This is a genomic window from Kitasatospora hibisci (genome assembly GCF_043950205.1).
GTDB lineage: Bacteria > Actinomycetota > Actinomycetes > Streptomycetales > Streptomycetaceae > Kitasatospora > Kitasatospora hibisci.
Window position 1 is genome coordinate 2102657 of sequence record NZ_CP171642.1, and the last position, 22948, is coordinate 2125604.

Genomic DNA, 22948 nt, shown 5'->3' on the forward strand with positions numbered 1-22948 from the left:
CTGTAACGCATGGAACCCGAGACGCAAGCGGGACCGGCCGGCGCCGCGTTGCCGCTCCCCCCGATGAAGTGGGACGCCTGGGGCGACCCGGCCCTCGCCAAGGAACTGTCCGCCGACGTCAAGGCGCTGCTGGCCGCCGCCCTCGGCGTCACCGGTGACGCGGCGCCCGGACCGCGCGCCGACGAGGCCCTGCTGCACCCCTCGCGGCTGACCGCCGAGGACCTCAAGGCCCTGGCCGCCGTGGTCGGCGAGCCGCACGTCAGCGCCGCCGACGCCGACCGCCTCCCCCGGGCCGGCGGCAAGTCCACCCCCGACCTGCTGCGCCGGCGGAGCCGCGAGCCGCAGGACGCGCCGGACGCCGTCGTGCTGCCCGGCAGCGAGGACGAGATCGCCGCCCTGCTCTCCCTCTGCGCCGAGCGCCGGATCGCCGTCGTGCCGTTCGGCGGCGGCACCAGCGTGGTCGGCGGCCTCGACCCCGAACGCGGCGGGCTCGGCGCCGTGGTCTCGCTCGACCTGCGCCGCTTCGACGCCCTGCTCGACCTGGACGAGACCTCCGGCGAGGCCGTCCTGGGCGCCGGCCTCACCGGCCCGGCGGCGGAGGCGCTGCTGGCCGGGCGCGGCTTCGAACTCGGCCACTACCCGCAGAGCTTCCGCTTCGCCACCATCGGCGGATTCGCGGCCACCCGTTCCTCCGGTCAGGACTCCGCCGGGTACGGGCGGTTCGACGAGATGGTGCGCGGCCTGCGCGTCGTCACCCCGGTGGGCGTGCTGGACCTCGGCCGCGCCCCCGCCTCCGCCGCCGGCCCCGACCTGCGCGAACTGTTCCTCGGCTCCGAGGGCACGCTGGGGATCATCACCGCGGTGCGGGTGCGGATCCACCCCGTCCCGGCCACGAAGGCCTACGAGGCCTGGTCCTTCCCGGACTTCGCGACCGGCACCACCGCCCTGCGCGCCGTCGAGCAGCAGGGCACCGGGCCGACCGTGATCCGCCTCTCCGACGAGGCCGAGACCATGGTCAACCTGGCCATGACGGAGAAGATCGGCGGCGAGCCGGCCGTCACCGGCTGCCTCGCGGTCACCGTGTTCGAGGGCACCGCCGAGCAGGTCGCCACCCGTCACGAGCTGACCCGGGCGGCGCTGCTGGCCGCCGGTGGCACCTCGCTCGGCGAGGCGCCGGCCCGGGCCTGGGAGCACGGCCGGTTCAACGCGCCGTACCTGCGGGACTCGCTGCTCACCGCCGGCGCGCTGTGCGAGACGCTGGAGACGGCCACCGACTGGCGCCGGCTCCCCGACCTGCGCTTCGCCGTCACGGCGGCGCTGACCGCGGCGCTGCCCGGCGCGCTCGTCCTCTGCCACATCTCGCACGTCTACCCGACCGGCGCATCGCTCTACTTCACCGTGGTCGCCGCGCTCGGGTCGGACCCGCTGACCCGGTGGGCCGGCGCCAAGCGCGCCGCGTGCGACGCGATCGCGGCCCAGGGTGGCACCATCACCCACCACCACGCCGTCGGCGCCGACCACCGGCCGTGGATGACCGACGAGGTGGGCGAGGTGGGTGTGCGCATCCTGCGCGCGGTCAAGGCCGAGCTGGACCCGGCGGGCATCCTCAACCCGGGCAAGCTGATCCCGTGAGCGGCCGGAGAACCATCGCGCGCGTCGTTCTCCTCACCAACCCGGCTGCGGCCGCCGGTCACTCCGAGCCGGCGGCCCGCCGCGCCGAGGCCCGGCTGCGCGCCCTGGGCATCGAGGTCGACGCCCGGGCGGGCGGCTCGGCCGAGGAGTCGCTGGACCTAGCCCGCACGGCGGTGACACAGGGCGAGTGCGACGCACTGGCCGTCGTCGGCGGCGACGGCATGATCAACCTGGGCATCCAGGCCGCGGCCGGCACCGACCTGCCGCTCGGCGTCGTCCCGGCCGGCACCGGCAACGACCACGCCCGCGCGTACGGCCTGCCGCGCGACGAGCCGGAGGCGGCGGCCGAGGTGATCGCCGCCGGGCACACCCGGACGGTGGACCTCGGGCGGATGACCGGCCCCGACGGCACCGCACACTGGTTCGGCTCGGTACTCGCCAGCGGCTTCGACTCCCTGGTCAGCGACCGCACCAACCGGCTGCGCTGGCCGCGCGGCCGGATGCGCTACAACCTCGCCATCCTGGTCGAGTTCGCCAACCTCCGCCCGCTGCCGTTCCGGATCACCCTCGCCGACGGCACGGTCGTCGAGCGCGACCTCACGCTCGCCGCGGTCGGCAACACCAGCAGCTACGGCGGCGGCATGATGATCTGCCCGACCGCCGACCCGGCGGACGGTCTGCTCGACGTCACCCTGGTCGACGCCATGCCGCGGCGGCGGATCGCCCGCTTCTTCCCCACCATCTTCAGGGGCACGCACGTCGAGCACCGGGAGGTCACCACGCACCGCACCACGTCGCTGCGGATCGAGTCGCCCGGCATCACGGCCTACGCGGACGGCGAGTTCATGGCGGCCCTGCCCGTGGACGTGGCGGCCGTGCCGGGCGCACTGCATCTGCTCACCCCGGCCGGTCCACCCGGCTGAGCGAGCCCATCCGAGCCCAACGCCCGTGGGGCGCCGGCCTGCGTTCAACCGCCCGAGAGCACCGGCCCGTACTCCCCCCGCGGGTTCCACCGGCGGCACGCCGGGCCTCTCCCGGTGACAGTATGCTGACGGACCTCAACTCGGTCCGCTCCCGGGCCGCTTCCGGCCCCTGGCCGGGCCGGGTTCCGGACCGCACCTGGGGGAGCTCCGTGGACGTGCAGATCGTGGTGACCGGCGCCGAGACCGCCGCCGAGGCCGAGTCGCTCGCGGACTGGCTGCTCGGCGAGCCCGGACTCGCGGGCGTCGGCCTCACCGGGCAGCCGCCCGCAGACGGGGAACTCGGCTCCGTCCTGGACACCTTGACGGTCGCCCTCGGAGCCGGGGGCGCAATCTCGGTGCTGGCCGCCTCGCTGCGCACCTGGTTCGCGCAGCCCCGGCGCAGCGACGTCCGGCTCCGGATCCGGCGCCCGGGCGGCGAGTCGGTCGAGATCGACGCCAAGCGGGTGGGCGCGGCCGAGCTGGAGATCGTGCTGCGCCGGGTGCTCGACCGCGACGAGCCCGGGCAGGGGTGAGATGCGGCTGCCGGACCCCGAACGGTCCCGGATCGTCCTGATCGGCACCGGAACGTACACCGATCCGCAGCTCCCGGACCTCGACACGGTACCGAGAACCATCACCGACCTCGCGGCGCTGTTCACCGACGCCGTGCACGGGCTGGTGGCCGAGAAGCACTGCACCGTCCTGCTGGACGACGGCGACCTGCGCACGGTCGGCCGGCGCCTGAACGCCGCCGCGCAGGAGGCCGAGGACCTGCTGCTGGTCTACTTCACCGGGCACGGCCTGGTCGGCGGCCGCCGCCACGACCTCTACCTCGCCCTGACGGACAGCGAGTTCGCGGCGCCGGAGTTCAACGCGCTGGAGTACGACAAGCTGCGCAGCGCCGTCCTCGACAGCCGGGCCGCCGCCAAACTCATCGTGCTCGACTGCTGTTTCTCCGGCCGCGCCGTGACCGGTTCGATGGCGGGCGGCCCCGGCGACCGGATCGACCGCCTGGAGGTGGAGGGCACCTACGTCCTCACCTCCGCGCAGCGCGACAAGGTGGCGCTGTCCATCCCCGGGGAGCCGCACACCGCGTTCTCCGGACGGCTGATCCGGCTGCTGCGGGAGGGCGTCGCGGGCGGCCCCGAACTCCTCACCGTGGACGACCTCTACCGCCGGCTCACCAGGACGATGACCGCCGAGGGCCTGCCGCTCCCCCTCAACCGGGGCACCCGGACGGCCGGTCTGATCGCCCTCGGCGGCAACCGCGCCTTCTCCGCGACGGCCGCCCCCGGGCTGCGCCGACGCCGGGCGGCGGCGGAGCTCCGGGGCCGGAACGGCGACTGGCTGGGCGCGGTGGTGGAGCTGGAGAGCGTGCTCGCCGAGCAGACCCGGCTGCTCGGCGCCGGCCACGAGGACACCCTGCGCACCCGGCAGACCCACGCGCTCTGCCTCGGCGGCGCCGGCGACCCCGCCGGGGCGGCGGAGGCTCTGGGCCCGGTCCTGGCCGAGCAGACCGGGCTGCTCGGCCCCGACCACGAGGACACCCTGCGCAGCCGGCAGTACCTCGCCGTCGGCCTCGGCGAGACCGGCCGCCGGGAGGAGGCGATCGCCCTGCTGCGTGTGCTGGTCGCGGACCGCAGCCGCGTCCTCGGCGCCGAGCACGTGGACACGCTGTCCAGCCGGCACGTGCTGGCCCGCAACCTCGCGCACTCCGGGCTGCCGGGCGGCGTGGAGGAGGCGGTGGCGCTGCTGCGGCAGTTGACGGCGGAGCGGGCCCGGGTGCTCGGTCCCGACCACCCGCACACCCGCCGGACCAGAGCGGACCTGAAGGCGCTGGGGGAAGGCGGGGACGGTGTTTGAGCGCTTTTCGGACGCCGGGCGGGGCGTCGTCGCCCTGGCCGGGGAGGAGGCCCGGGGGCTCGACCACCACTACCTCGGGACGGAGCACGTCCTGCTGGGTCTGCTCCGCGGCGGCGAAAGCGTCGCGGCCCGGGCCCTGGGCGGTCTCGGGATCTCCGCCGACGCCGTCCGAAGGGCCGTGGAGGCGGAGATCGGCCGGGGCAAGGAGAGACCGACCGGCCACATCCCGTTCACGCCGAGGGCCAAGAAGGTGCTGGAGCTGAGCGAGCGGGAGTGCCGACTGCTCGGCCACACCCTCATCGGCCCCGAACACCTCCTGCTCGCCCTCGTCCGCGAGGGCGAGGGGTTCGGGGCCAGGACTCTGGTCGGGCTGGGCGTCGAGCTCGTCCGTGTGCGCCCCCGGGTCATGGCCCTCCTGGCCGGTTCCGACGTGCCGCTCGCCCCGGAACCCACCCTGCTGGAGCAGTTCGCCCGCAACCTCAGCCAGGAGGCTGCGGCCCCCGGAGCGGCCCGCGTGGTCGGTCGGCAGCACGAAGTCCGGCGGATCGTGCAGGTCCTCTCCCGGCGGGAGCAGAACGTCCCGCTGCTCGTCGGCGCACCCGGGGTCGGGAAGTCGAGCGTGGCACTGGGGCTGGCCCGGGCCTTCGCCTCGGGCGACGTGCCGGGCGGCCTCGCCGGTCTGACCGTCCGCGTGCTCGACGTCGGAGCATTGTTCACCGACCCGCAGCACCACGGCCGGTTCGGCGAGTTGATGAGCGGCATCCTCGACGAGGTCCAGCGTGCCGACCGGCTCGTCCTCGTCCTCGACAACGCGTTCGCCGTGCTGCGGACCCAGGGCGGACGGGCGCCGGCCCTGGCGTTCTTCCGGCCCGTTCTCGGCCGCCCGGGCGTCCGGATCATCGCGGCCTGCACGACCGCCGAGTACCGGCAGCGGGACCCGGACGCCGGCCTCGACCGCCTGCTCCAGACGCTCACGGTGGACGAACCGGCGACGGAGGAAGTGATCGAGATCCTCCGGCAGGTCGCCCCACGGCTGGCGGAGCACCACGACGTGCTGATCCCGGACGAGGTGGCGGCACAGGCCGCGCTTCTCGCCCGGGAGCTGCTGCCCGACCTGGCACTGCCCGGATCGGCGATCGCCCTGCTCGACGAGGCCGGCGTGCTGGCCCGGCTGCGGGACGCGGACCGGCGCGAGGTCACCGTCTCCGACCTCGCGGACGCCCTGGCCGTCCGTACCCCGACCGCGCCGCCCGTCGAGCGCCCCCGGCTCGCGCCGCCCACCCCGCACGACCCGTCGGTCTGGGCGATGAGCTGAGCTCAGGAGGACGGCCGGCTCCCGGGCCGGCCGTCACCAGCCGCCGCGACGCCGGTCGAGGACGGCCTGGAGCCGGCGGACCTCGGCGACCAGCCGGGGCACGTCCTGGCGGGCGGCGGCGATGAATTCGAGGTCGGCGTGGAGCCGGGGGTCGCGCGAGTTCACCTGGCCGGCGCCGGCGTACCGGCGCAGGTGGATCTCGTCGTCGGTCTCCGCACCGGGCTGGATCTGGATGAAGCTCTCCCCGCCGAGGCCCCGCCCGTCCCCGTCCAGCCTGGCCAGCCACGGGCCCGGCGCGGCGGCGGCCGCGCGCCGTTCGATCGTGGTGAGTTCGTGCTCGGTCAACGGTCCGTCAGAAGCCATACCGTGATCCTCCCCGGCGTCGGTCCGGATGTCCACGGGCCCTCGCCCGACGGTGCGTGAACCGGGCGGCCCCCGCAGTGTTGCGCCCGCCCCGGCCGGCGGCCGTCCGCCCCACGGCGGCGGACGCGGAGCGCCCCGGCTCGGTGCGGTCGAGCCGGGGCGCTGGACGGGGGTGGAGCGGACGGACCGCGGTGGTCAGGACTTCGACGCGGCCGGGCTCGGCAGGGAGCCGGCCAGGATCGGCCACTCGCGGTGGAACCGCGGCAGCGGGAGCTTGCCCTCGATGATCGGGGTGCCGAAGATCTTGAGGTGGGCGGTGAGGGCGCCGTTCAGGTCGACGCCGCCGAGGAGCGCCCAACTGCCCTTGACCCGGGGCTTGCCGCCGGGCAGGTCGACGGCCAGTTCACCGTCGGCCTGGGCGCTCAGGTAGGGGGCGACGGTGGCCTCGACGCCGACCGTGTCGTAGAGGCCGACGCTGACCTCGGCGCCGAGCGCGGCCCGGACGGCGGCCTTTCCGGTGACGCGGACGTGGACCGGGGAGACCTTGGTGTCGGCGGCGTCCGTCGCCGGGGACCAGCCGCGGCCGCCGGTGTAGTCGGAGCGGACCGACCAGGTGCCGGTGATCTCCTGCTCGGCCTCGACGTGCACCTGGCCGTCGGCGCCGATCTCCAGGTAGCAGGTGAGCCCGAGGTTGACCACCACCGGCAGCCCCGCCACGGTCACGACCGGGCTGGCCTGGAGCTTGGCGAACGGCAGGCGGATCGGGGCGGCGCCGGTGCTGCGGCGGAGGTCACCGCTGACCTTCCACTGGGCGTGGGCGCCCAGGTCGAAGCCGATCGACGCGGTGCGCGGGGTGCCGACGCCCGCCCCGTGGTACGCGAAGTGCAGCGAGGGGTGCAGCTGGACGGACGCGGAGGCGTCGGCGCTCAGGCCCTCGGGCAGCGGGATCGGGGCCTTGACGTCGACCTCCAGGGTGCCGGAGGCGTCGGCGGTGGTGGTGCCGTTCTCCCGGGCAACGGTCGCCTTGAGGTCCTTGACCAGCGGGGTGACCTTGATGCCGTTCGGGTCGACCGGGACCTGTCCGTCCGCCTCGGCCTTGCCCAGCAGCTCCGAGAGGGTCGCCGGGCGGGTGGACAGGGTGACGGCCCCGCCGCTCGCGGACTTCACCGCGGTGACCGCGACCAGCGCGCCCTGCGGCGCGGCCTCGGTCGGCGGGCTGGCTATCAGCTGACCGGGCCTGACGGCCTCGGCGGCCGAGGGGGTGGCCGAGGGGGTGGCCGACGCGGTCGCCGTGGGAGCGCTGGACGCCGCGGTGGCCGACGCGGTCGCCGTGGGAGCGCTGGACGCCGCGGTGGCCGACGCGGTCGCGGTCGGAGCGGCGGACGACGACGCCGACGCCGACGGACCGGCAGCCGGCGCCGCCGTCAGGACCGCCGTGCCGGCGGCCGGGTCGTAGGCGGTGAGCTGGAGGTTCTTCGCCTCCGGGGCGACGGCCGTGCCGTCCTTGCCCGGTGCACCGACCGCGGCCTGCTGGACGCCCGGCTGGGCGGCGGCCACCGGAAGGGTGCCGGGCGCGGGCTGCCCGGCGGCGGGCGGGGCCGCGGCGGACCCGGTCGGCTCGGCGGCCGGGGTGGCGGCGCGGGCGTGCGGGGCGCCGGACGGCCGGGAGGCCGCCGGGCTCGCGGCGGCCTCGGAGGGGGAGGCCGGGGCTGCGACGGGGACCGCACCGGAACCGTCGACGCTGATCGAGGTCGCCTGCTGCGTGCCCGAGGTGGGCCCGCACGCGGCGACCCCGAGCAGCAGCAACGAAACGAGGGCAGGGCGGACCACCGTGCCGAGGGGACTCTTCAAGGGAACTCTTTCGAAGCGGCGGACGCGCACACGACTGCCCGGGAACCAGTGGCTTCAACGGCGGCCCGAACGGCCGCGCGAGCGCCATGTTACTGACGGGAAATAGACTTGTCGAAGACATGCAAATCAATAGGACGCACCCAGAGTGTCCGTCAACTTTGCAGTAAGGAAGGAGAGTTGACGCGCCATCCGGAACAGACCCCGCCCTTCGGCGGGTAGCTGACGACCCGCCAATCCACCGACCGGCGGGCCCGCACCCCCGCCGTTCGGCCGGGCTCGGGCGGCCCGTTCCCCAGCCGCGACGGCCGTCCTCACCGGGCCCTCACAGGATGGGTTCCGACCCGACACGGCACCGCCACAACATCCGGAGGAGCACCCCGGGCCGGCGCCCCGCCGGAGGCTGCCGACCGCTACGCCGCCGTCCGGACCGAGCCGGATGCCGAACTGCACCGCGAGGCCGTCGGGCTGGTCTCCGGCCGTTCCCTCCCGGAAGTCGAGGGCGGTGCCCCGCCCGGCGGGAATCGTCCGCCCGGAAGCCTCGGGGCGGCCGTCAGATTCCCTTCCTGGCCGCCACCTCACCGGAGTCGATGGCCGCCAGCAGCCCCGCGTGGTCGGCCTCCGTCCGGTCGGCGTAGTGGACGGCGAAGTCGGCGATCGCCTCCGCGAAGGTGTCGGAGGTGCCCAGGTAGCCGGCGACGGCCAGGCGGTCGCCCGAACGGGCGTGGGCACGGGCCAGGGCGCGACCGCAGAGGTCGGCGTAGGAGCGCAGGACGGACGGGGGCATGCCGGCGACGTCCGCCGAGCCCTTCATGTCGCGCAGTTGCCGGCCGTAGAAGTGCCGCCCGGCCGTGCCGGTGGTCCAGCCGAGGAAGATGTCGCTGGCGGCCTGCATCAGGCGCTGGCCGGTGACGACGCGCTCGCCGCCGTGGACGACCGGCACCTCGGCGTGCGGGCGGGAGGCGGGCAGGTAGTCCTCCAGCACCGACCGGCCGGCCTCCTTGACCTGGAGGAACAGCGGGTCCTGCGCGTCCCGTCCCTCCAGCAGGACGATGAAGCAGCGCGTGCCGACGCTGCCGACGCCCACCACCTTGCGGGCGGCGTCCACGAACCGGAACCGGTCGAGCAGCACCCGGCGGTCCTCGGCCAGGGTGGCACGGTAGCCGCTGAAGATCCTGCCGAGCTGCCGCAGTTCGTTCCGCGGGACCGGCTCGATCAGCGGCGGGTCACTGATGATGTGGTGGTGGCCGTCCTCCGTCGTCTCGGTGAGCTTGCCGAAGGCCTGCAGGCTGGTGCGGCGGCGGGCGTGCTCCAGGCCGGCCTCCAGCCTGGCCCGACGCCTGCCCTTGCGGACCAGCGGGAGGAGGTCCTCGGTGTCGATCCGGGCGTACCAGACGTCGAGCTCGGCCATCCCCGCCAGCCGCCGGATCGCGGTCGCGTAGCCCTGCGCGGCGGTGAGCGCGGCCCGGCGGACGTCGCCCGCGTCCTGCCCGTTGGCCCGGGCCGCGACGGCCACGCTCGCAGCCAGGCGCTTGACGTCCCACTCGAAGGGTCCGGGGTACGTCTCGTCGAAGTCGTTGAGGTCGAAGAGCAGCGCCCGCTCCGGCGAGGCGTACACGCCGAAGTTCAACAGGTGTGCATCACCACAGAGTTGGACGATGATGCCGGTGTCCGGCAGGGCCGCGAGATCGGCGGCCATGACCGCGGCGGCGCCGCGCAGGAAGGCGAACGGGGAGTCGGACATCCGGCCGTAGCGGATCGGCAGCAGTTCGGTGAGGCGGTCGGCGCCCTGCCGCTCCAGCACGCGGATCGGGTCGGGCCGGTCCGCGGCCGGGATCCAGCGGCCGTGCGCGGAGCGCGGGACCCGGTCGCGGGCGGCCCGGCCGCGCCGACGGCGTTCGGCGGGACTGGTCATGCGCTCCTCCTGGTCGTGCCGGGCGGTTCCTCCTGCTCGCGACGCTAGGTCACCCGTCGGGGCCCGGCACGTCGGGGCGCGGGTGGGCCGTCGGCGGACCCGCCCGCGCTCCGCCGGCCGGGTGACGGCCGGGTGTGCGGCACCGAGGGTGCGGCCGACCCGCGGTTGCGAGACAGCCGCTCCCGCTCCACGGCACGCCCCCGCCTACTTCACGACGAAGTCCGCCATCATCGCCATGTCCTCGTGCTCCAGGTTGTGGCAGTGCAGCATGTACGCGCCCGGGTAGTCGGTGAAGCGGACCAGCACCTCCACCGACTCGGCCGGCCGCAGGTCGATGGTGTCCTTCCACCCGGCGTCGTACGGGCCCGGCGCGGCACCGTTGCGCGAGAGCACCTGGAAGTGGTCCAGGTGGAGGTGGACGGGGTGGTGCACGTCCGTGAAGAACCGCCAGATCTCGGTACTGCCGAGAGCCGGGTCGGCGACGGCTCGGCCGGGCTCGTAGGCCTGGTCGTTGATGGTCCAGCCGGCGCTTCGGCTGCGCCGGAAGCCGAAACTCCGGGTGGTGACGGCGGTCCCGGGGTCGAGCCGTTCGAGGCTGCAGAGCCGCTCGGGAACGGCGGAGTCGTCCGTGACGGTGCGGGAGGAGACGTCGAACCGCATCACCTCGGCGGTCCGCTCGGTGCCGAAGCGGTTGACCAGCCGGACGGAGGTGCCCGGCGCGTAGCGGGCGAAGTCGACGACGATCTCGAACCGCTCGGCCGGGGCGATCTCGACGGCGTCGTGCGGTACCGGGACCTCCAGCAGCCCGCCGTCGCTGGCGATCTGGACGAGCGCATCGCCGCCGGCGGGCTGCGGGTCGAGCTCCAGGCGGTAGAGCCGGGCGTTGGACGCGTTCAGCAGGCGCAGCCGGTACCGGGCCCGGTCGACCTCCAGGTACGGCCAGGGCGCGCCGTTGACCAGGATCACGTCGCCGAGGACGCCGTTCATGTAGTCGTCGGTGACGCCGGGTACGGCGAGCGCGGGGTCGACGGCCGGGTACCGGAACGAACCGTCCTCGGCGAAGGAGCGGTCGGCGAGCATCAGCGGCAGGTCACGGTCGCCGCGCGGCAGCGGCAGGGCGTCGTCCTCGTCGTCGAGCACGAGGTGGAAGCCGGCCAGGCCGCGCCAGACACTGGGGCCGGTGAAGCCCATCCGGTGGTCGTGGTACCAGAGGGTGGCCGCCCGCTGGCGGCCGGGATAGGTGTACGTGCGGTCGCCGTCCGCGGTCCGACCGACCGGCATCCGCGCCATCCCGGGCATCCCCGCCGTCCTTGCCGTCCCGTGCAGGTCGCTCGCCCTGGCCGCCCCGGTCAGGTGGGCCGCGCGGGACGTGCCGGGTGCCGGACCCGTGCCCGCCGGGAGGCCGGCCGCCGCCGGGAGGAGCAGGTCGATCGGGTAGCCGTCGCTCTCCGCCGGGGTGTGCCCGCCGTGCAGGTGGACCACCGAAGGCACCGGTAGCTCGTTGCGGTGGCGCACCACCGCCTGCCGGCCGGACCGGACGGCCACGGTCGGCCCGGGGAAGGTGCCGCCGTACGTCCACATCTCGGTCCGCAGGCCGGGCAGGATCTCCAGCCGGGCGACCTGCTGGGTGATCTCGTAGTGGTCGGTGGTGCCGTCGGTGCGCACCGGGCGCAGCACGGGCGGCACCGACAGCGGCACCTGGAAGGGCTCGGGCAGGTCGACGAGGCTGTCCAGCTGCCGGCCCGGTCGGCCCTCGGCGAGCAGCCGCGCCGCGGCGGGGAGCGTGAACGCCCCGAGCGCACCCGCGCCCAACACGGCCGCGCCGAGCCCGAGGAACCGGCGGCGTCTCACTGGGCCACCTCCATGGAGCCTCCCGGCCGGGGCAGCAGTCCGCCGCCCTCGGCCCCGGCCGCCGTGTCCGGGGCCGACCGTCCGACCGGCAGTCGCAGGCGCCACGCCCCGACCGCGGCGAACAGGGCGCCGCTCACGAGCAGCACGCCGAACAGCACGTGCAGACCCACCGCGCGGTGGTAGCCCAGAGCGATCTGCGCCGCGGTGGCGACGGTCAGGAGGACCGAGACACCGAACGGCCAGAGCGGGCCGCGGCCGGTCCAGCGGAGCAGCAGCCCCACCACCGCCTGGGCGAACGCGACCACCGCCATCGCCGTCCCACCCGCCGCGTGCAGCCCGAGCGACTCGTAGTGGCCGTTGAGGAAGCTGCCGGCCAGCGCGGTCTGCACCACGGCGAGCGCGGCCAGTGCGGTGGCGGTCGCCCGCAGCACGATCAGCGGCCAGCGGGGGGCGGGGGCCACGGGAGGACTGCTCATGGTGGGCTTCTCTCTGCTCGGCCGGGCGAGGACGGGAAAGCGCCCCTGGAGGCGGCTCGGGCCCCGGACGGCGCGGCGGAGAGCGTAGCCGACCATTTGTCACGATTGGTGCTGATACGCGTTGGTCTCTCGGGTATCCACCCCATCGGCTCGATCCGGACGGGTACGCCACCCGAACGGGCGGTGCGCCGTGATGGCGCACCGCCCGTCCCCGTCACCGTTCGTCCCCGTCACCGCCGCCGGGTCACTGCGCCCGGATCACTGCGCCCGGATCACTGGCGGCCGGATCACTGGCGGCCGCCGCCCGCCGCCACCGGGCGGGCGCGGAGCAGCGCGCGTCCGGGGAGGCCGGTCGCGGCCAGGCAGAGCAGCACCGCCCCGGCGGCCAGCGGCAGCGCCGTCCCGGCCGGGATGTGCGGAGCGGCGCCGGCGATGCCCCGGGTGATCGGCACGAGGGTGATCCAGGCGATCACCCCGCCCAGCAGCAGCCCGGTGGCGGCCACCAGCAGCGCCTCCCAGCGCAGCATCCCGCGCACCTGGCGGCGGGTGGTCCCGGCCAGGCGCAGCAGCGCGACCTCGCGGCGCCGGTCGAGCACCGTCATCACCAGGGTGTTGGCGGCGGTGACGGCCGCGAAGCCACCCAGCACGCCCGCCATCACGGTGTTGGCCCAGGCCCCGAGCTCCCGGGCCCGGTCGGCCTGGGCCACGTAGCCCGCCCGGTCGGCGACGGTGACGGCGCCGGCCCCGGCCCGTGCGCCCCCGGCTGCCTGCTCGCTCCCGCCCGCCTCCGTACCGGCCTGACCGGCCTGACCCGCATGACCGGCCGACGGGGAGCCGAGGTCCGCCAACCGGGCCGCGACAGCGGACCGGTCCGCGCCCGGCGCGTCCGCCACCAGCACCTGGCTGTCGTAGCCGGCCGTGACGTGCTCGGCGACGGCCGCCCGCGGCAGCAGCAGCTGCCCGAAGCCGAGGCCGCGCTCGTAGGTGGCGACCACCGTCGGCCGGACGGCGGTGCCGTCGCCGAGCCAGAGCGGGGCCCGGTCGCCGACCTTGACGCCCAGGTCCGCGGCGAGCACGGCGTCCAGGGCCACGGTGTCGGTCGAGCGTCCGAGGTCGGCCAGCGAGCCGCTCCGCACGCCCAGGTCGATCACCCGGGGCAGCTTCGCCGGGTCGCCGTCGATGCCGAGGGCGTTGGCGGTGGAGAGCGTGTCGCCGCTGCGGTGGACCGCGCCGGTGCGCAGCACGCCGACGGCGGCGTCCACACCGGGCACCCGGGCGGCCCGCTCGGCGGTGCCGGCCGGCAGGCCCGGGCCGGCCGAGCCGATCACGTGGTCGGCGGTGATGCCGCCGCGCAGCTGCTCGCCCGTCACATGGCTGAGCGTGGTCTGCAGGAAGAGCAGCGTCCCGCAGAAGGCGGTGACCATCACGATCGGCGTGATCGCGGAGGCGAGCCGGCGGGCGTTGGCCCGGCTGTTGTCGGCGGCCAGCGAGCCGGACGCGCCGGCCCCGAACCGCAGCGGGGCGCCGAGCAGGCCGGCGGCCGTCCGGGCCACCCAGGGCCCGAGCAGCGCGGTGGCCAGCAGGAAGCACATCACCACGCCCAGCGCGGTGTTGGCGGCGTTGGTCCCGTCCAGGCCGGCTGCGACCCCGGCGAGGGAGACTCCCCCGGCGGCGAACAGCAGCCCCGCCACGGTCCGCACCTTGCCCGGTCGCCCGGGCTCGACGGCGGCCGCGCCGAGCGCCTGGCTCGGCCGCAGCCGGGACGGCCGGCGGGCGGCGAGGAAGCCGGCCCCCAGCGCGGCCAGCGTGCAGGTGGCGACGGCGGCCAGCATCGGCACCGGGCCGACGGAGAGCCCGACCGCCCCGGGGACTGCGCCGCGGTCCACCATCTCGCCGAACCACCAGCGGGCCAGGGCCAGTCCGGGCAGGATGCCGAGGGCGGCGGCGACGGGCGCCACCAGCACCGCCTCGGTGGCGACGGTGCGGCGGATCTGCCGCGGGGTGGCGCCGATCGCCCGCAGCAGGGCGAACTCACGGGCCCGCTGGCCGGCGGCCAGGGCGACGGTGCTCATCACGACGAAGACGGCGGTCATCGCGGCGACGCCGCCGAACGAGCCGCCGAGCCCGGTCAGCATGGCCCGGCTCTCGGTGAGCGCAGGCGTCTCGGCGGTGCCGCGGGCGGCGCCGGTGAGCACCTCGGCGGAGTCGCCGACTGCCTGGCGGACCTGCGCGGCCAGGGCCCCGGGCCCGACGCCCTCCCGCGGTTGGACGACGATCGCGTCGACCTTGCCCGGGTGGCCGGAGATCCGGTCGGCGACCGCGTCCGCGAACCAGACGGTGGGGTGGGGGTGGGCGGCGCCGGCGGCCCCCGTGGAAGCGGCGGTCGCGGTCGCCGGCCGGGTGACCAGGCCGGAGATCCGGTAGCTGCCGCTCCCGCCGGGCGCGGTGAGCGCCACCACGGCGCCAGGCGCGAGGTGCGCGGCGCGCGCGGTGTCCGCGTCGAGGACGACCTCTCCCGCACCGGGGGCGCGGCCCTCGACCAGCTTCTCCTCCGGCCCGGCTATCCCGACCGCGGCGAAGCCGCGGCCGGTCAGGACCGGCAGCCCGGAGGCCGGATCGGCCGGGACCGGGAAGGCGGTGTCCGGCCGGGCCGCGGCCACGCCGGGCCGGGCGGCGATCCGTCCGGCCAGCGCCGCGTCCACCCGGGCCCGCTCGGGCAACGCCTGCTCGACGTCGTCCCGGGCCTCGCCTCTCCTGACCTCGATCGAGACGACGGGGGCGGCCGCGACCACCACCGGCGCCGCCGCGTACCGGACCGGCGGCACGCTCGCGGTGATGCCGGTCTGCAGCAGGGTGCCGCAGGCCGTGATGACGGCAGCACCGAAGAACAGGGCCAGGAAGGTGCCCGCGAAGGACGCGGGTCGGAAGCGCACCGAGGCGCGGGCCAGACCGTTGCTCACGCCGCCACTCCCACCGGGCGTGCGGTCAGCGCGACCATCCGGTCCGCGACCGCCTGCGGGGCCGGGTGGAGGAGCTCGCCGGCGATCGCGCCGTCGGCGAGGAAGAGCGCACGATCGGTGAACGAGGCGGCCACCGGGTCGTGCGTCACCATGACGACGGTCGCCCCCATCGAGTCCACCGCCTGCCGGAGCAGGCCCAGGACCTCGTGGGCGGTCCTGGTGTCCAGCGCACCGGTCGGCTCGTCGGCGAAGACCACGTCCGGGCGGGTGATCAGCGCGCGGGCGATCGCGACGCGCTGCTGCTGCCCCCCGGAGAGCTGTCCGGGCCGCCGGCCCGCGTGCTGGCCGAGACCCACCTGGACCAGCAACTCCCTGGCCCGGCCCCGGTCCTGGCGCTCGCCGGCGAGGCGCTGCGGCAACAGGACGTTCTGCAGCACCGTCAGCGAGGGCAGCAGGTTGAAGGACTGGAAGACGAAGCCGATCCGGCTGCGGCGCAGCTTGGTGAGCTTGTTCTCGCTCAGCCGGCTGATCTCCTCGCCGCCCAGGTACACCTCGCCGGCGTCGGGCCGGTCCAGCCCGGCCGCGCACTGCAGGAAGGTGCTCTTGCCCGAACCGGAGGGCCCCATCACGGCGGTGAAGGTGCCGTGGTCCAGCGCGAGGTCGATGCCGCGCAGCGCGTGCACGGCCTCGTCGCCGCGACCGTAGGTGCGCCGGACGCTCCGCAGCTCGATCGCAGCGCGAGAGGCGAAGTGGCCGTACTGCTCGGCGGGTTGGCGGTCGCGGCGGGGTGCCATGGTGGGGCCTTCCTTGAGGAGTCGTCGCTGGTCGTCGACGTGTTCCAGGCTAGGAAGGCGGCGCCGCCGCAACCATGGAGGCCGCTGGCGGACGCGGGGTGGGGTTTTCCCCACCCCGGTCCGGGGGGTGTCCCCGGCGGGGTCGGGACCACCCCCCGGACCACACCGGCCCGGGCCTCCGCCGGCACCGGCTCAGACCGTCTCGGCCCCGATCCCCTCGTACGCGACGCGGAGCTCGGCCAGTCCCGGGTGGGCCGGGTCGAAGGCGGTGCCGTCGATCGCCGCGATCGGCCGGACGCCGACCCCCGCGTTGAGCGCGAAGGCCGCCGCGTAGCGGGCCGGACCGCTGCCGGCGTCGACGCGCTCGCGCCGCTGCGGCCCGGGGTGGACGCCGGCGAGCAGCGCGGCCGTGACGCCCGGGAGGGCGTCGCCTTCGGGCCAGACCACCTGCCCGTCCGCATCGAGGAAGCCGAGGTTCCAGGTGGCGCCCTCGGTGATCCGTCCGTCCTGGTCGGTGAGCAGCGCATCGTCGTAGCCGTCCAGTTGGGCCAGTCGGCGGTGCCGGATCAGACCGAAGAGGCCGACGTGCTTCACCTCCGGAAGCTCCCGCCGGTACGCCGCGGTGCGGACCCGCAGCGGACCCGGGGCCGCAGCCGGCGCCGGGCGGGTGGTGACCAGCAGCCGGGGTTCGGCCGCCGCCCCCGGGCGCTCCAGGCCCAGCGCCGGGTCGAACACGGTGACGCGGACGATCACCGGCGCCCCGTCCGCGGGCAGCGCGCCTCGGATCCGGTCCCGGACGGTCTCCCGGTCCAGCTCGGCGGCGAACACCGTCCGGCAGTCCCGCAGCAGCCGGTCCAGGTGGAGCGCGAGGCCGCGCACCCGGCCGGCCTCGGCCCGCAGGGTGGTGAAGTGCCCGTAGTTGAGCAGCCCCAGGGCGGCCAGCTGCGCGGCGCTCGCCGGCGCGCCGTCGATCTCGATCTCGGACTCAGTCATCCTCCGAGTCTTCCAGCCGCCCGCCGACCGTGCCGGCACGGCGGCCGGCCGGGGCCGGGACCGCCGGGGCCGGGACCCCGGGGGCGCCCTCGGACCGGCGGCCTGCGCCGCGGGCCGACCGCTCGAAGTGCTCGATCTGGTGGGCCAGCCCCTCCGGCTCACCGATGTCCGCCCAGCGCTCGGCCTCCGCCCACCACTGTGGGCCGCGGACCAGCGGCAGGCCGGCCAGCGCGAGGTGGAGCGCGAGCGTCGGACGGGCGTAGCCGTGCACCCAGCCGCCGGCCTGCCGGTAGGCGGCCGTCTCGTCGAGCCGGAGCCAGCGGCCCTCCCGGCCCGCCGCGAGCAGCGGCACCCAGCCGTGCAGCCTGTCCGCGACCGCCAGCACCAGCCTGCCGTCCTCCTCCCGCACCCGGTAGGGCGGGAGTTGGGGCATCCGGGAGAGGCCGATCGCGCGTTTCCAGGACACCACCCAGAGCCCGCGCCGCAGGTAGTACCGGACGGCGTGCCGCCAGGCCCAGTGCGCCTCCAGCCGGTAGCCCGGCAGGCCTTCGGTGGTCGCCGCCCGGTAGACCTCGTCGAGGGCCGCGGCGGCCAGCCCGCGGCCGCGCGCCGAGGGCCGGAGGTAGAGCGAGGAGACGGCCAGCTGTCCCGGCCCCCTGGTCCAGTTGTCCACCGCGACGGTGCCGGCCGGCGCCCCGTCCGGGGCCTGCGGGTCGAGCACCCAGTAGCGGCGCCGGTACAGCTCACCGCCCGGCCACTCGCGGCCGCCCTCGCCGAGCCGCTCACGCAACTCCCGCTCGACCGACGGGTCGAGAGCCTCCGGGTCGACCTGCTCCGCCAACTCCCCCTCCGCCAGGGACGCGAGGTCCCAGCACGCGAAACGCCGCACCTCCCCCGCGCCCACCGCCCGCAACAGCAGCCCGCCCGCCAGCTGTTCCTGCGCCCGTTCCACCGACGCATCCCACGACCTCACCACGGCACCAACGATAGCGAGCCCCGGACACCGAACGTGACTCGATCGGCACCGAACGTCAGCGCGAGGGTGCACACCGGGATCATCCGACTCGGACGCACCACCGGTCTCGTGCGCCGCACGCGCCCGCGCATCACCGGACCGGGGCCGGCCGCCCACGCCCCGCCCCCCGCCGACTCTCCGCCCTAGCCGACCGCCTGGCGGGAACGCCGCCGCGCCGACCGGGGCCGCCACCGGCGCTGCGCGGGCGCCGCCGGGGGCCGGGTCAGCACGACCGCGGCGATCACCGCGACGCCGCCGAGCAGGGTGTTCCAGCCGACGGGCTCACCGAGCAGCAGCGCCCCCAGGGCGGTCGACCACAGCGGCGTGACATAGGTGACCGCGGCGGCGACCGCCGTCCCGGCGGTGCGGACGAGATCGAGGTTGATGATGTAGGCCACCCCGGTGCCGAGGACCCCGAGCGCCAGCAGGGCGGCGGCCGGGCCGGTGCCGGGCCAGCTCGGAGGACCTGCGGCGAGCGGCGCGACCACCGCCGACTCGGCGGCGGCGCAGACGATCTGCGTGGCGGACAGGGCGGTGGCGGTGTACGGCCGGCCAGAGAGGTGGCGGCGCAGGTAGGCGAAGCCGGCGCCGTAGCAACAGGTGGCGGCGAGGCAGGCGAGGCCGCCGCCGGCCTCCCCCGAGCCGAACCCGCGCCAGACGCCCAGGACCGTCAGCACCCCGGCGAAGCCGAGGGCGAGCCCGGCCGGCCCGCGCGGCCCCGGCCGCCGCTCCCCGGGCACGGCGACGACGGTGAAGAGCACGGTGAAGAGCGGGGTGGCCGCGTTCATCACCCCGGCGAGGACCGAGCCGACCCTGGTCTCGCCGTAGGAGAACAGCGCGAACGGCACGGCGTTGAGCAGCGCGGCGGCCACCGCCGAGTGCCCCCAGACGGCGGGGGCCCGCGGGGCGGGCTCGCGGCGCAGCGTGAGGATCGTCCAGAGCGCCGCCGCACCGAGGACGCAGCGCCAGCACGCCACCCAGACCGGCGCCACCCCCGCGTCCACCGCCACCTTGATCAGTGCGAAGCTCGCGCCCCAGATCGCCGACAGCGCCACGAACCCCGGCCACCAGCGGCGGCGGCCGGTCTTCCCGGCCGCACCCACTTCACCCGCCGCACCCACCGCACCCCCGGGACCGACCACCCCGACCACCCCGACCTCCCCGCCCTCTCCTCGACCGTTCCGGGCACCGTCCGGCCGATCCTGCCGGGCGTGCCGCGCCGGGCGGGATCGGCCGGACGAGACCCCCGTGGGACAGAGCGTGACGCGAGGGCGGATCATGAGTCCAACAAGTGACGGACGTCGACGGATGAGGAAGTCTCATGCCCTCGGAGGTCAATCTCGCACAGCTCAGGGCGCTGATCGCGGTCACCGATGCGGGCGGCTTCGGCGCGGCCGCGGCCGAGCTGGGGATCAGTCAGTCCGCCGTCTCGCACGCGGTGGCAGCGCTGGAGCGGACCCTCGGCGCGCCGGTGCTGCTCCGCAGCTCCCCGGCCCGGCCGACCCCGCTGGGCGACCGGATCCTGCCGCACGCCCGGACGGCGGTCGCCTCGGCCGCCGCCGTGAGCGCCATCGCCACCCGGCACTCGGGCGGCCTCACCGGAACCGTCCGGCTCGCCGCGCCGACCACCGTCTGCCAGGGCCTGCTGCCCGCCCTGCTGAAGGACTGGCGGGCGGCCCACCCCCGGCTCGCCGTCCGGGTCTTCGAGGGGGAGGACGACGAACTGCCGGTCTGGCTGGAGGCCGGCACGGTGGACGCCGCGGTGCTGGTGGACGCCGACCCCGCGCCGCCGGGAGCGGTCGGGCTCGGCGCGGACTCGATGCACGCGCTGCTGCGCCGCGACCACCCGCTGGCCGGCGAGGCCGCCGTCGACGTCGCCGATCTGGAGGACGACGACTTCCTGCTCTCCGAGGGCGGCTGCGAGCGCCACATCCGAGAGTCCTACCGGCGGGCCGGCGCCCGGTTCGCACCGCGGCACCGGATCCGTGACCTCAACACCCTGATCGGCATGGTGCACGCGGGCGTCGGGGTCTCGGTGATGCCCGCACTGGCGCTGACCATGCTGCCGGCCGACTGCGTGCTCGTCCCGATCCGGCCCGCGGTGCACCGCACGCTCACCCTCACCGGCCCGGCGACCCGCCCGTGGTCCCCGGCCGTCGCCGGGCTGCTGGCCGCCGTCCGGGGTCAGGGCGGCGTCCTGCGCCCCGCTGCGGCGGAGGCCTGATCTCCCGTCCGGGACCGTCCAGGAGTCCGGAGCCGGTCGACGGCGCCCGCCGGCAGGGCCGTGCGCCCGGTGTGGCGCCGCCCCGTCCGTGGCACCTTGCTGCCAGACGGCCGTCTGGCAACGCGACACGACGCCGTTCCGCCCGCGGATCGGTCAGGCTGGTGCCGTGTACATGATCTGCGTCCGTGCCGAGACACGGGACGTCCCGCCGCCCGGCACCACGGTGGAGGCGACCACCGTCCGGGAGGAGTTGGAGCAGGCGCTCCGCGGCCCCGCCCGGCTCGGCCACGCCCGGATCCGGGTCACGGCCGAGGCCCTGGACGCCGTCGTCTTCATGACGGCCGGCAGTCTGCTGGAGGCCGAGGCGGCACTCCGCACCGCCTGCGGCGAGCTCACCGCCGACGGAGGTCTGTTGGCGGGCTGGCAGGTTCGGCTCTGCGAGGCCGAGTCCTGGCTCGCCCTGGGGCTGCGCGAACCGCCCGGCCGCCGCTGACCGCCTCCCCGCGCCGGAGCCCCGGCGCCGTCCGGCCCACCCCGGGTGCGCTCCGGCCCCGCCCCCGCCGACAGCGGGAACGGGGCCGGAGCGCAGTACCGGTTCAGGCCGGGCAGGGCCGGACCGGTCCGATCGTCAGACCCGGTCCGCCGCGATCAGCAGGTACTGGAACGAGCCGTCCTTGTACGAGGAGATGAACGCCTCCTCGATCCCCGTGACCAGCGAGGACGTGGCGCGCAGCTCCCAGTAGGGCAGGGTCGCGGGGGTCAGGTCGATGACGGCCTGGGGCACCAGGCGGTTGTCGGCCATCGCCCGCAGGTACTCGCGGCGCGAGTGGATGTTGCACTCGAAGTGCGCGTTGATCTGCGAGACCCACTTCGACGGCTGACCGTAGATCGGGTTCCAGCAGCCCGTGATGGTCACGTACCGGCCGCCGACCGCGAGGATGCGGGAGTGCTCGGCGAAGAGGTCGTGCAGGTCGACGTACATGCTGGACTCGTTGTTCCACGAGCCCGCCACCGAGCCGGTGGCGAACGGCATGTCGAGCATGTTGCAGACCCGGGAGCGCACCGAGCCCCCGATGCCGAGCTCCTTGGCGCGCCGGTTGCCGAACTCGGCCTGCTTGGCCGAGAGGGTGACGCCCTCGACCTTGCAGCCGAAGCGCTGGTGGGCCATCACCATGGAGCCGCCGCGGCCGCAGCCGGCGTCGACGAGCGTGGCGTCGGGCGTGACGGCGCCCAGGTTGTCGAGGAGCACGTCGGCCTGGGCGGACTCCAGCCGGTGCAGCTCGGTGATGACCTTCTTCTCACGCTCGCTGTCGTCCGGCTCGCCCAGCGAGGCGTGGTCGACGTCCCCGATGCCGTAGTGGTGGTGGTAGAGGCCGTCGACGTCGCCCAGGCGCAGGTTCACGGGCCTGGCCTCATGGTCCCAGTAGCGGGCGATGTCGCCCTGGTAGGGCGTCGCCGGGCCCGGAATGGGCGCGGTGCCGTTCGCGGTGGTGATGTCGGTGACGGACATTGATGAGCTCCTTGGTTACCAGAAATCAGGCAGGCTGTAGCGATAGGTGTTGGTCTGGTGCCAGTGGTGGTTTCCGTCCACCCACACGGCCACGCCGCGCAGGAACCGCACCACGGTCGGGGCCGGGCAGGCGGCGGCCAGGGCGGCCGCCTCGGCCTCGAACGTGCGCATGAGGTCGTTGTGTACCTCGACCGCCTTGAGGTACGCGTCGCGTTCACCGACGCCCTCACGCTCGGCGATCACCACGGGCAGGTTGAGGTGCCGGCCGGGGCTGGCGAGCTCCTTGGTGTACGAGTACAGGTCGTTGACGATGGTGGTGGCATTGGACGCCAGGGCGATGACGCGCTGCATCGCGGGCTGGGCGTGCAGGTCGGCGGGCAGCTCGTAGCCGCCCACGGTGTCCGTGATGGTCGGGCAGGGGCGGAAGTTGTTGAACTGGCGCATCGCCAGGTACTCCCACACCGTCGGCACGTGGTCCGTCTCGGCCCAGGCCGCCTCGCAGAGGTAGCCCAGGTGCAGACGGGCCATGTCGTGCCGGAACCGGTCCGACTGGGAGGGGGTCGCCGCACGGTTGAAGTAGTCCATCGCTGAGCGGTAGGCCCGCCGCGGCGCGTCCGACCCGAGCGACTGCTCCCAGTCCGGCCCGTACTCCGCCGTGGTGTGCAGCGGGTCGAGGGCGGTGTGGGCCATCAGCAGCCGCCCGCCGAGGCCCACGGGCGAGCCGCCGTGGTCCTCGCAGTAGCAGTCGTCGACCGCGTTCTCGGCGGCCATCAGCCGGGTGGCGACCATCAGGTGGTCGACGCCCGGGGCGTCGGGATGGCAGACCGCCATGTAGCGGCCCAGCGAGAAGCCGTCGAACTGGTCCTCCCACTCCGGTGGGTAGAGCTGGACCTCGTCGATCGCCCATTCCTTGATCCGGCGGCCGACCTCCGCGACCCGCCCGGGGTCGGGCTCGGGCACCGGGTGGAAGTACAGGCCGGGAACGGGGTCGCCGGGCTGCGGCCCCGCCGGGACCGGCGCCGCCTCCGCCGCGCGCGGGGCCAGGTTCAGACTCGCCGTACCGAGGCCGCTGGGGCCGCTGAGGATCCGGTTCAGGGCCGTCCCGCTCATGACCGCACCACCGCGCCCTCCGCACGGACTGGGTACGGAGGTCGCGACGCCTGCGGTGTCTGCGGTCTGGTGACCACGGGCATGGAAGGGCCTTCCTCTGAGAAGGATTGCGGGTGA

The 22948-nt window shown here is 75.6% G+C and carries 19 protein-coding genes; 7 read left to right on the plus strand and 12 right to left on the minus strand.

All coding sequences use genetic code 11. The features are described 5' to 3' along the window. Positions 1-9 precede the first annotated feature (9 nt). The 5 genes from ACF9IK_RS08915 to ACF9IK_RS08935 all read left to right on the plus strand — a co-directional run bounded on the left by ACF9IK_RS08915 (position 10) and on the right by ACF9IK_RS08935 (position 5772). Positions 10-1632, plus strand: a complete 1623-nt coding sequence (locus ACF9IK_RS08915; RefSeq protein ID WP_395293706.1) for an FAD-binding oxidoreductase — start codon at positions 10-12, stop codon at positions 1630-1632. After that, positions 1629-2555 carry a diacylglycerol kinase gene (locus tag ACF9IK_RS08920; protein ID WP_395293707.1) on the plus strand — a complete coding sequence of 309 codons (927 nt, stop codon included), beginning with the start codon at positions 1629-1631 and terminating at the stop codon, positions 2553-2555. The genes ACF9IK_RS08915 and ACF9IK_RS08920 overlap by 4 nt, the downstream gene beginning before the upstream one ends. Positions 2556-2764: 209 nt before the next feature. Next, entirely contained in the window at positions 2765-3127 is a 363-nt protein-coding gene (locus tag ACF9IK_RS08925; protein ID WP_395293708.1) for an effector-associated constant component EACC1, read from the plus strand. 1 nt (position 3128) lies between these two features. Continuing rightward, a complete protein-coding gene (locus ACF9IK_RS08930) occupies positions 3129-4457 on the plus strand; it encodes a caspase family protein (protein WP_395293709.1) in 1329 nt (442 codons plus the stop codon). After that, a complete protein-coding gene (locus ACF9IK_RS08935; protein WP_395293710.1) occupies positions 4450-5772 on the plus strand; it encodes a Clp protease N-terminal domain-containing protein in 1323 nt (440 codons plus the stop codon). Before ACF9IK_RS08930 ends, ACF9IK_RS08935 begins: the two co-directional genes overlap by 8 nt. A 33-nt stretch (positions 5773-5805) precedes the next feature. On the opposite strand, the gene ACF9IK_RS08940 is transcribed toward ACF9IK_RS08935, so the two are convergent. From ACF9IK_RS08940 to ACF9IK_RS08985, 10 genes are all read right to left on the minus strand, one after another. Beyond that, the gene (locus tag ACF9IK_RS08940) at positions 5806-6135 is read right to left on the minus strand and encodes a hypothetical protein (protein ID WP_395293711.1); all 330 of its coding nucleotides are present in this window, start codon (positions 6133-6135) and stop codon (positions 5806-5808) included. Between the two features lie 195 nt (positions 6136-6330). Next, on the minus strand, positions 6331-7986 hold the full coding sequence (locus tag ACF9IK_RS08945; protein ID WP_395293712.1) for a hypothetical protein: 1656 nt from the start codon (positions 7984-7986) through the stop codon (positions 6331-6333). A gap of 550 nt (positions 7987-8536) precedes the next feature. Then, a complete protein-coding gene (locus tag ACF9IK_RS08950) occupies positions 8537-9898 on the minus strand; it encodes a DUF2252 domain-containing protein (RefSeq protein ID WP_395293713.1) in 1362 nt (453 codons plus the stop codon). 204 nt (positions 9899-10102) lie between these two features. Then, positions 10103-11749: a multicopper oxidase family protein gene (locus ACF9IK_RS08955; protein WP_395293714.1), complete on the minus strand. Its 1647-nt coding sequence runs from the start codon at positions 11747-11749 to the stop codon at positions 10103-10105. Continuing rightward, complete coding sequence (locus ACF9IK_RS08960; protein ID WP_395293715.1) at positions 11746-12225, minus strand: hypothetical protein; 480 nt, start codon at positions 12223-12225, stop codon at positions 11746-11748. The genes ACF9IK_RS08955 and ACF9IK_RS08960 overlap by 4 nt, the downstream gene beginning before the upstream one ends. Before the next feature lie 287 nt (positions 12226-12512). After that, the gene (locus ACF9IK_RS08965; protein WP_395293716.1) at positions 12513-15185 is read right to left on the minus strand and encodes an FtsX-like permease family protein; all 2673 of its coding nucleotides are present in this window, start codon (positions 15183-15185) and stop codon (positions 12513-12515) included. Continuing rightward, positions 15182-15979 carry an ABC transporter ATP-binding protein gene (locus tag ACF9IK_RS08970; RefSeq protein WP_395293717.1) on the minus strand — a complete coding sequence of 266 codons (798 nt, stop codon included), beginning with the start codon at positions 15977-15979 and terminating at the stop codon, positions 15182-15184. The genes ACF9IK_RS08965 and ACF9IK_RS08970 overlap by 4 nt, the downstream gene beginning before the upstream one ends. Positions 15980-16171: 192 nt before the next feature. Then, positions 16172-16972, minus strand: coding sequence for an aminotransferase class IV (locus tag ACF9IK_RS08975; RefSeq protein ID WP_395293718.1), 801 nt, complete (start codon positions 16970-16972; stop codon positions 16172-16174). Further along, positions 16965-17948: a GNAT family N-acetyltransferase gene (locus ACF9IK_RS08980; protein ID WP_395293719.1), complete on the minus strand. Its 984-nt coding sequence runs from the start codon at positions 17946-17948 to the stop codon at positions 16965-16967. The genes ACF9IK_RS08975 and ACF9IK_RS08980 overlap by 8 nt, the downstream gene beginning before the upstream one ends. 182 nt (positions 17949-18130) lie before the next feature. After that, a complete protein-coding gene (locus ACF9IK_RS08985) occupies positions 18131-19138 on the minus strand; it encodes a DMT family transporter (protein ID WP_395293720.1) in 1008 nt (335 codons plus the stop codon). A 170-nt stretch (positions 19139-19308) separates the two neighbouring features. Between ACF9IK_RS08985 and ACF9IK_RS08990 the strand changes: the two genes are divergently transcribed. Further along, the gene (locus tag ACF9IK_RS08990) at positions 19309-20211 is read left to right on the plus strand and encodes a LysR family transcriptional regulator (protein ID WP_395293721.1); all 903 of its coding nucleotides are present in this window, start codon (positions 19309-19311) and stop codon (positions 20209-20211) included. 166 nt (positions 20212-20377) lie between these two features. After that, positions 20378-20704 (plus strand): hypothetical protein, encoded by a 327-nt coding sequence (locus tag ACF9IK_RS08995; protein WP_395293722.1) that lies wholly within the window; start codon positions 20378-20380, stop codon positions 20702-20704. Positions 20705-20839: 135 nt separating this feature from the next. Here ACF9IK_RS08995 and ACF9IK_RS09000 read toward each other — a convergent pair whose 3' ends face one another. Together ACF9IK_RS09000 and ACF9IK_RS09005 are read right to left on the minus strand one after the other, a co-directional pair. After that, positions 20840-21721 carry a geranyl diphosphate 2-C-methyltransferase gene (locus tag ACF9IK_RS09000; RefSeq protein WP_395293723.1) on the minus strand — a complete coding sequence of 294 codons (882 nt, stop codon included), beginning with the start codon at positions 21719-21721 and terminating at the stop codon, positions 20840-20842. A 15-nt stretch (positions 21722-21736) separates the two neighbouring features. Beyond that, positions 21737-22939, minus strand: a complete 1203-nt coding sequence (locus tag ACF9IK_RS09005) for a family 2 encapsulin nanocompartment cargo protein terpene cyclase (RefSeq protein ID WP_395298514.1) — start codon at positions 22937-22939, stop codon at positions 21737-21739. Positions 22940-22948 lie beyond the last annotated feature (9 nt).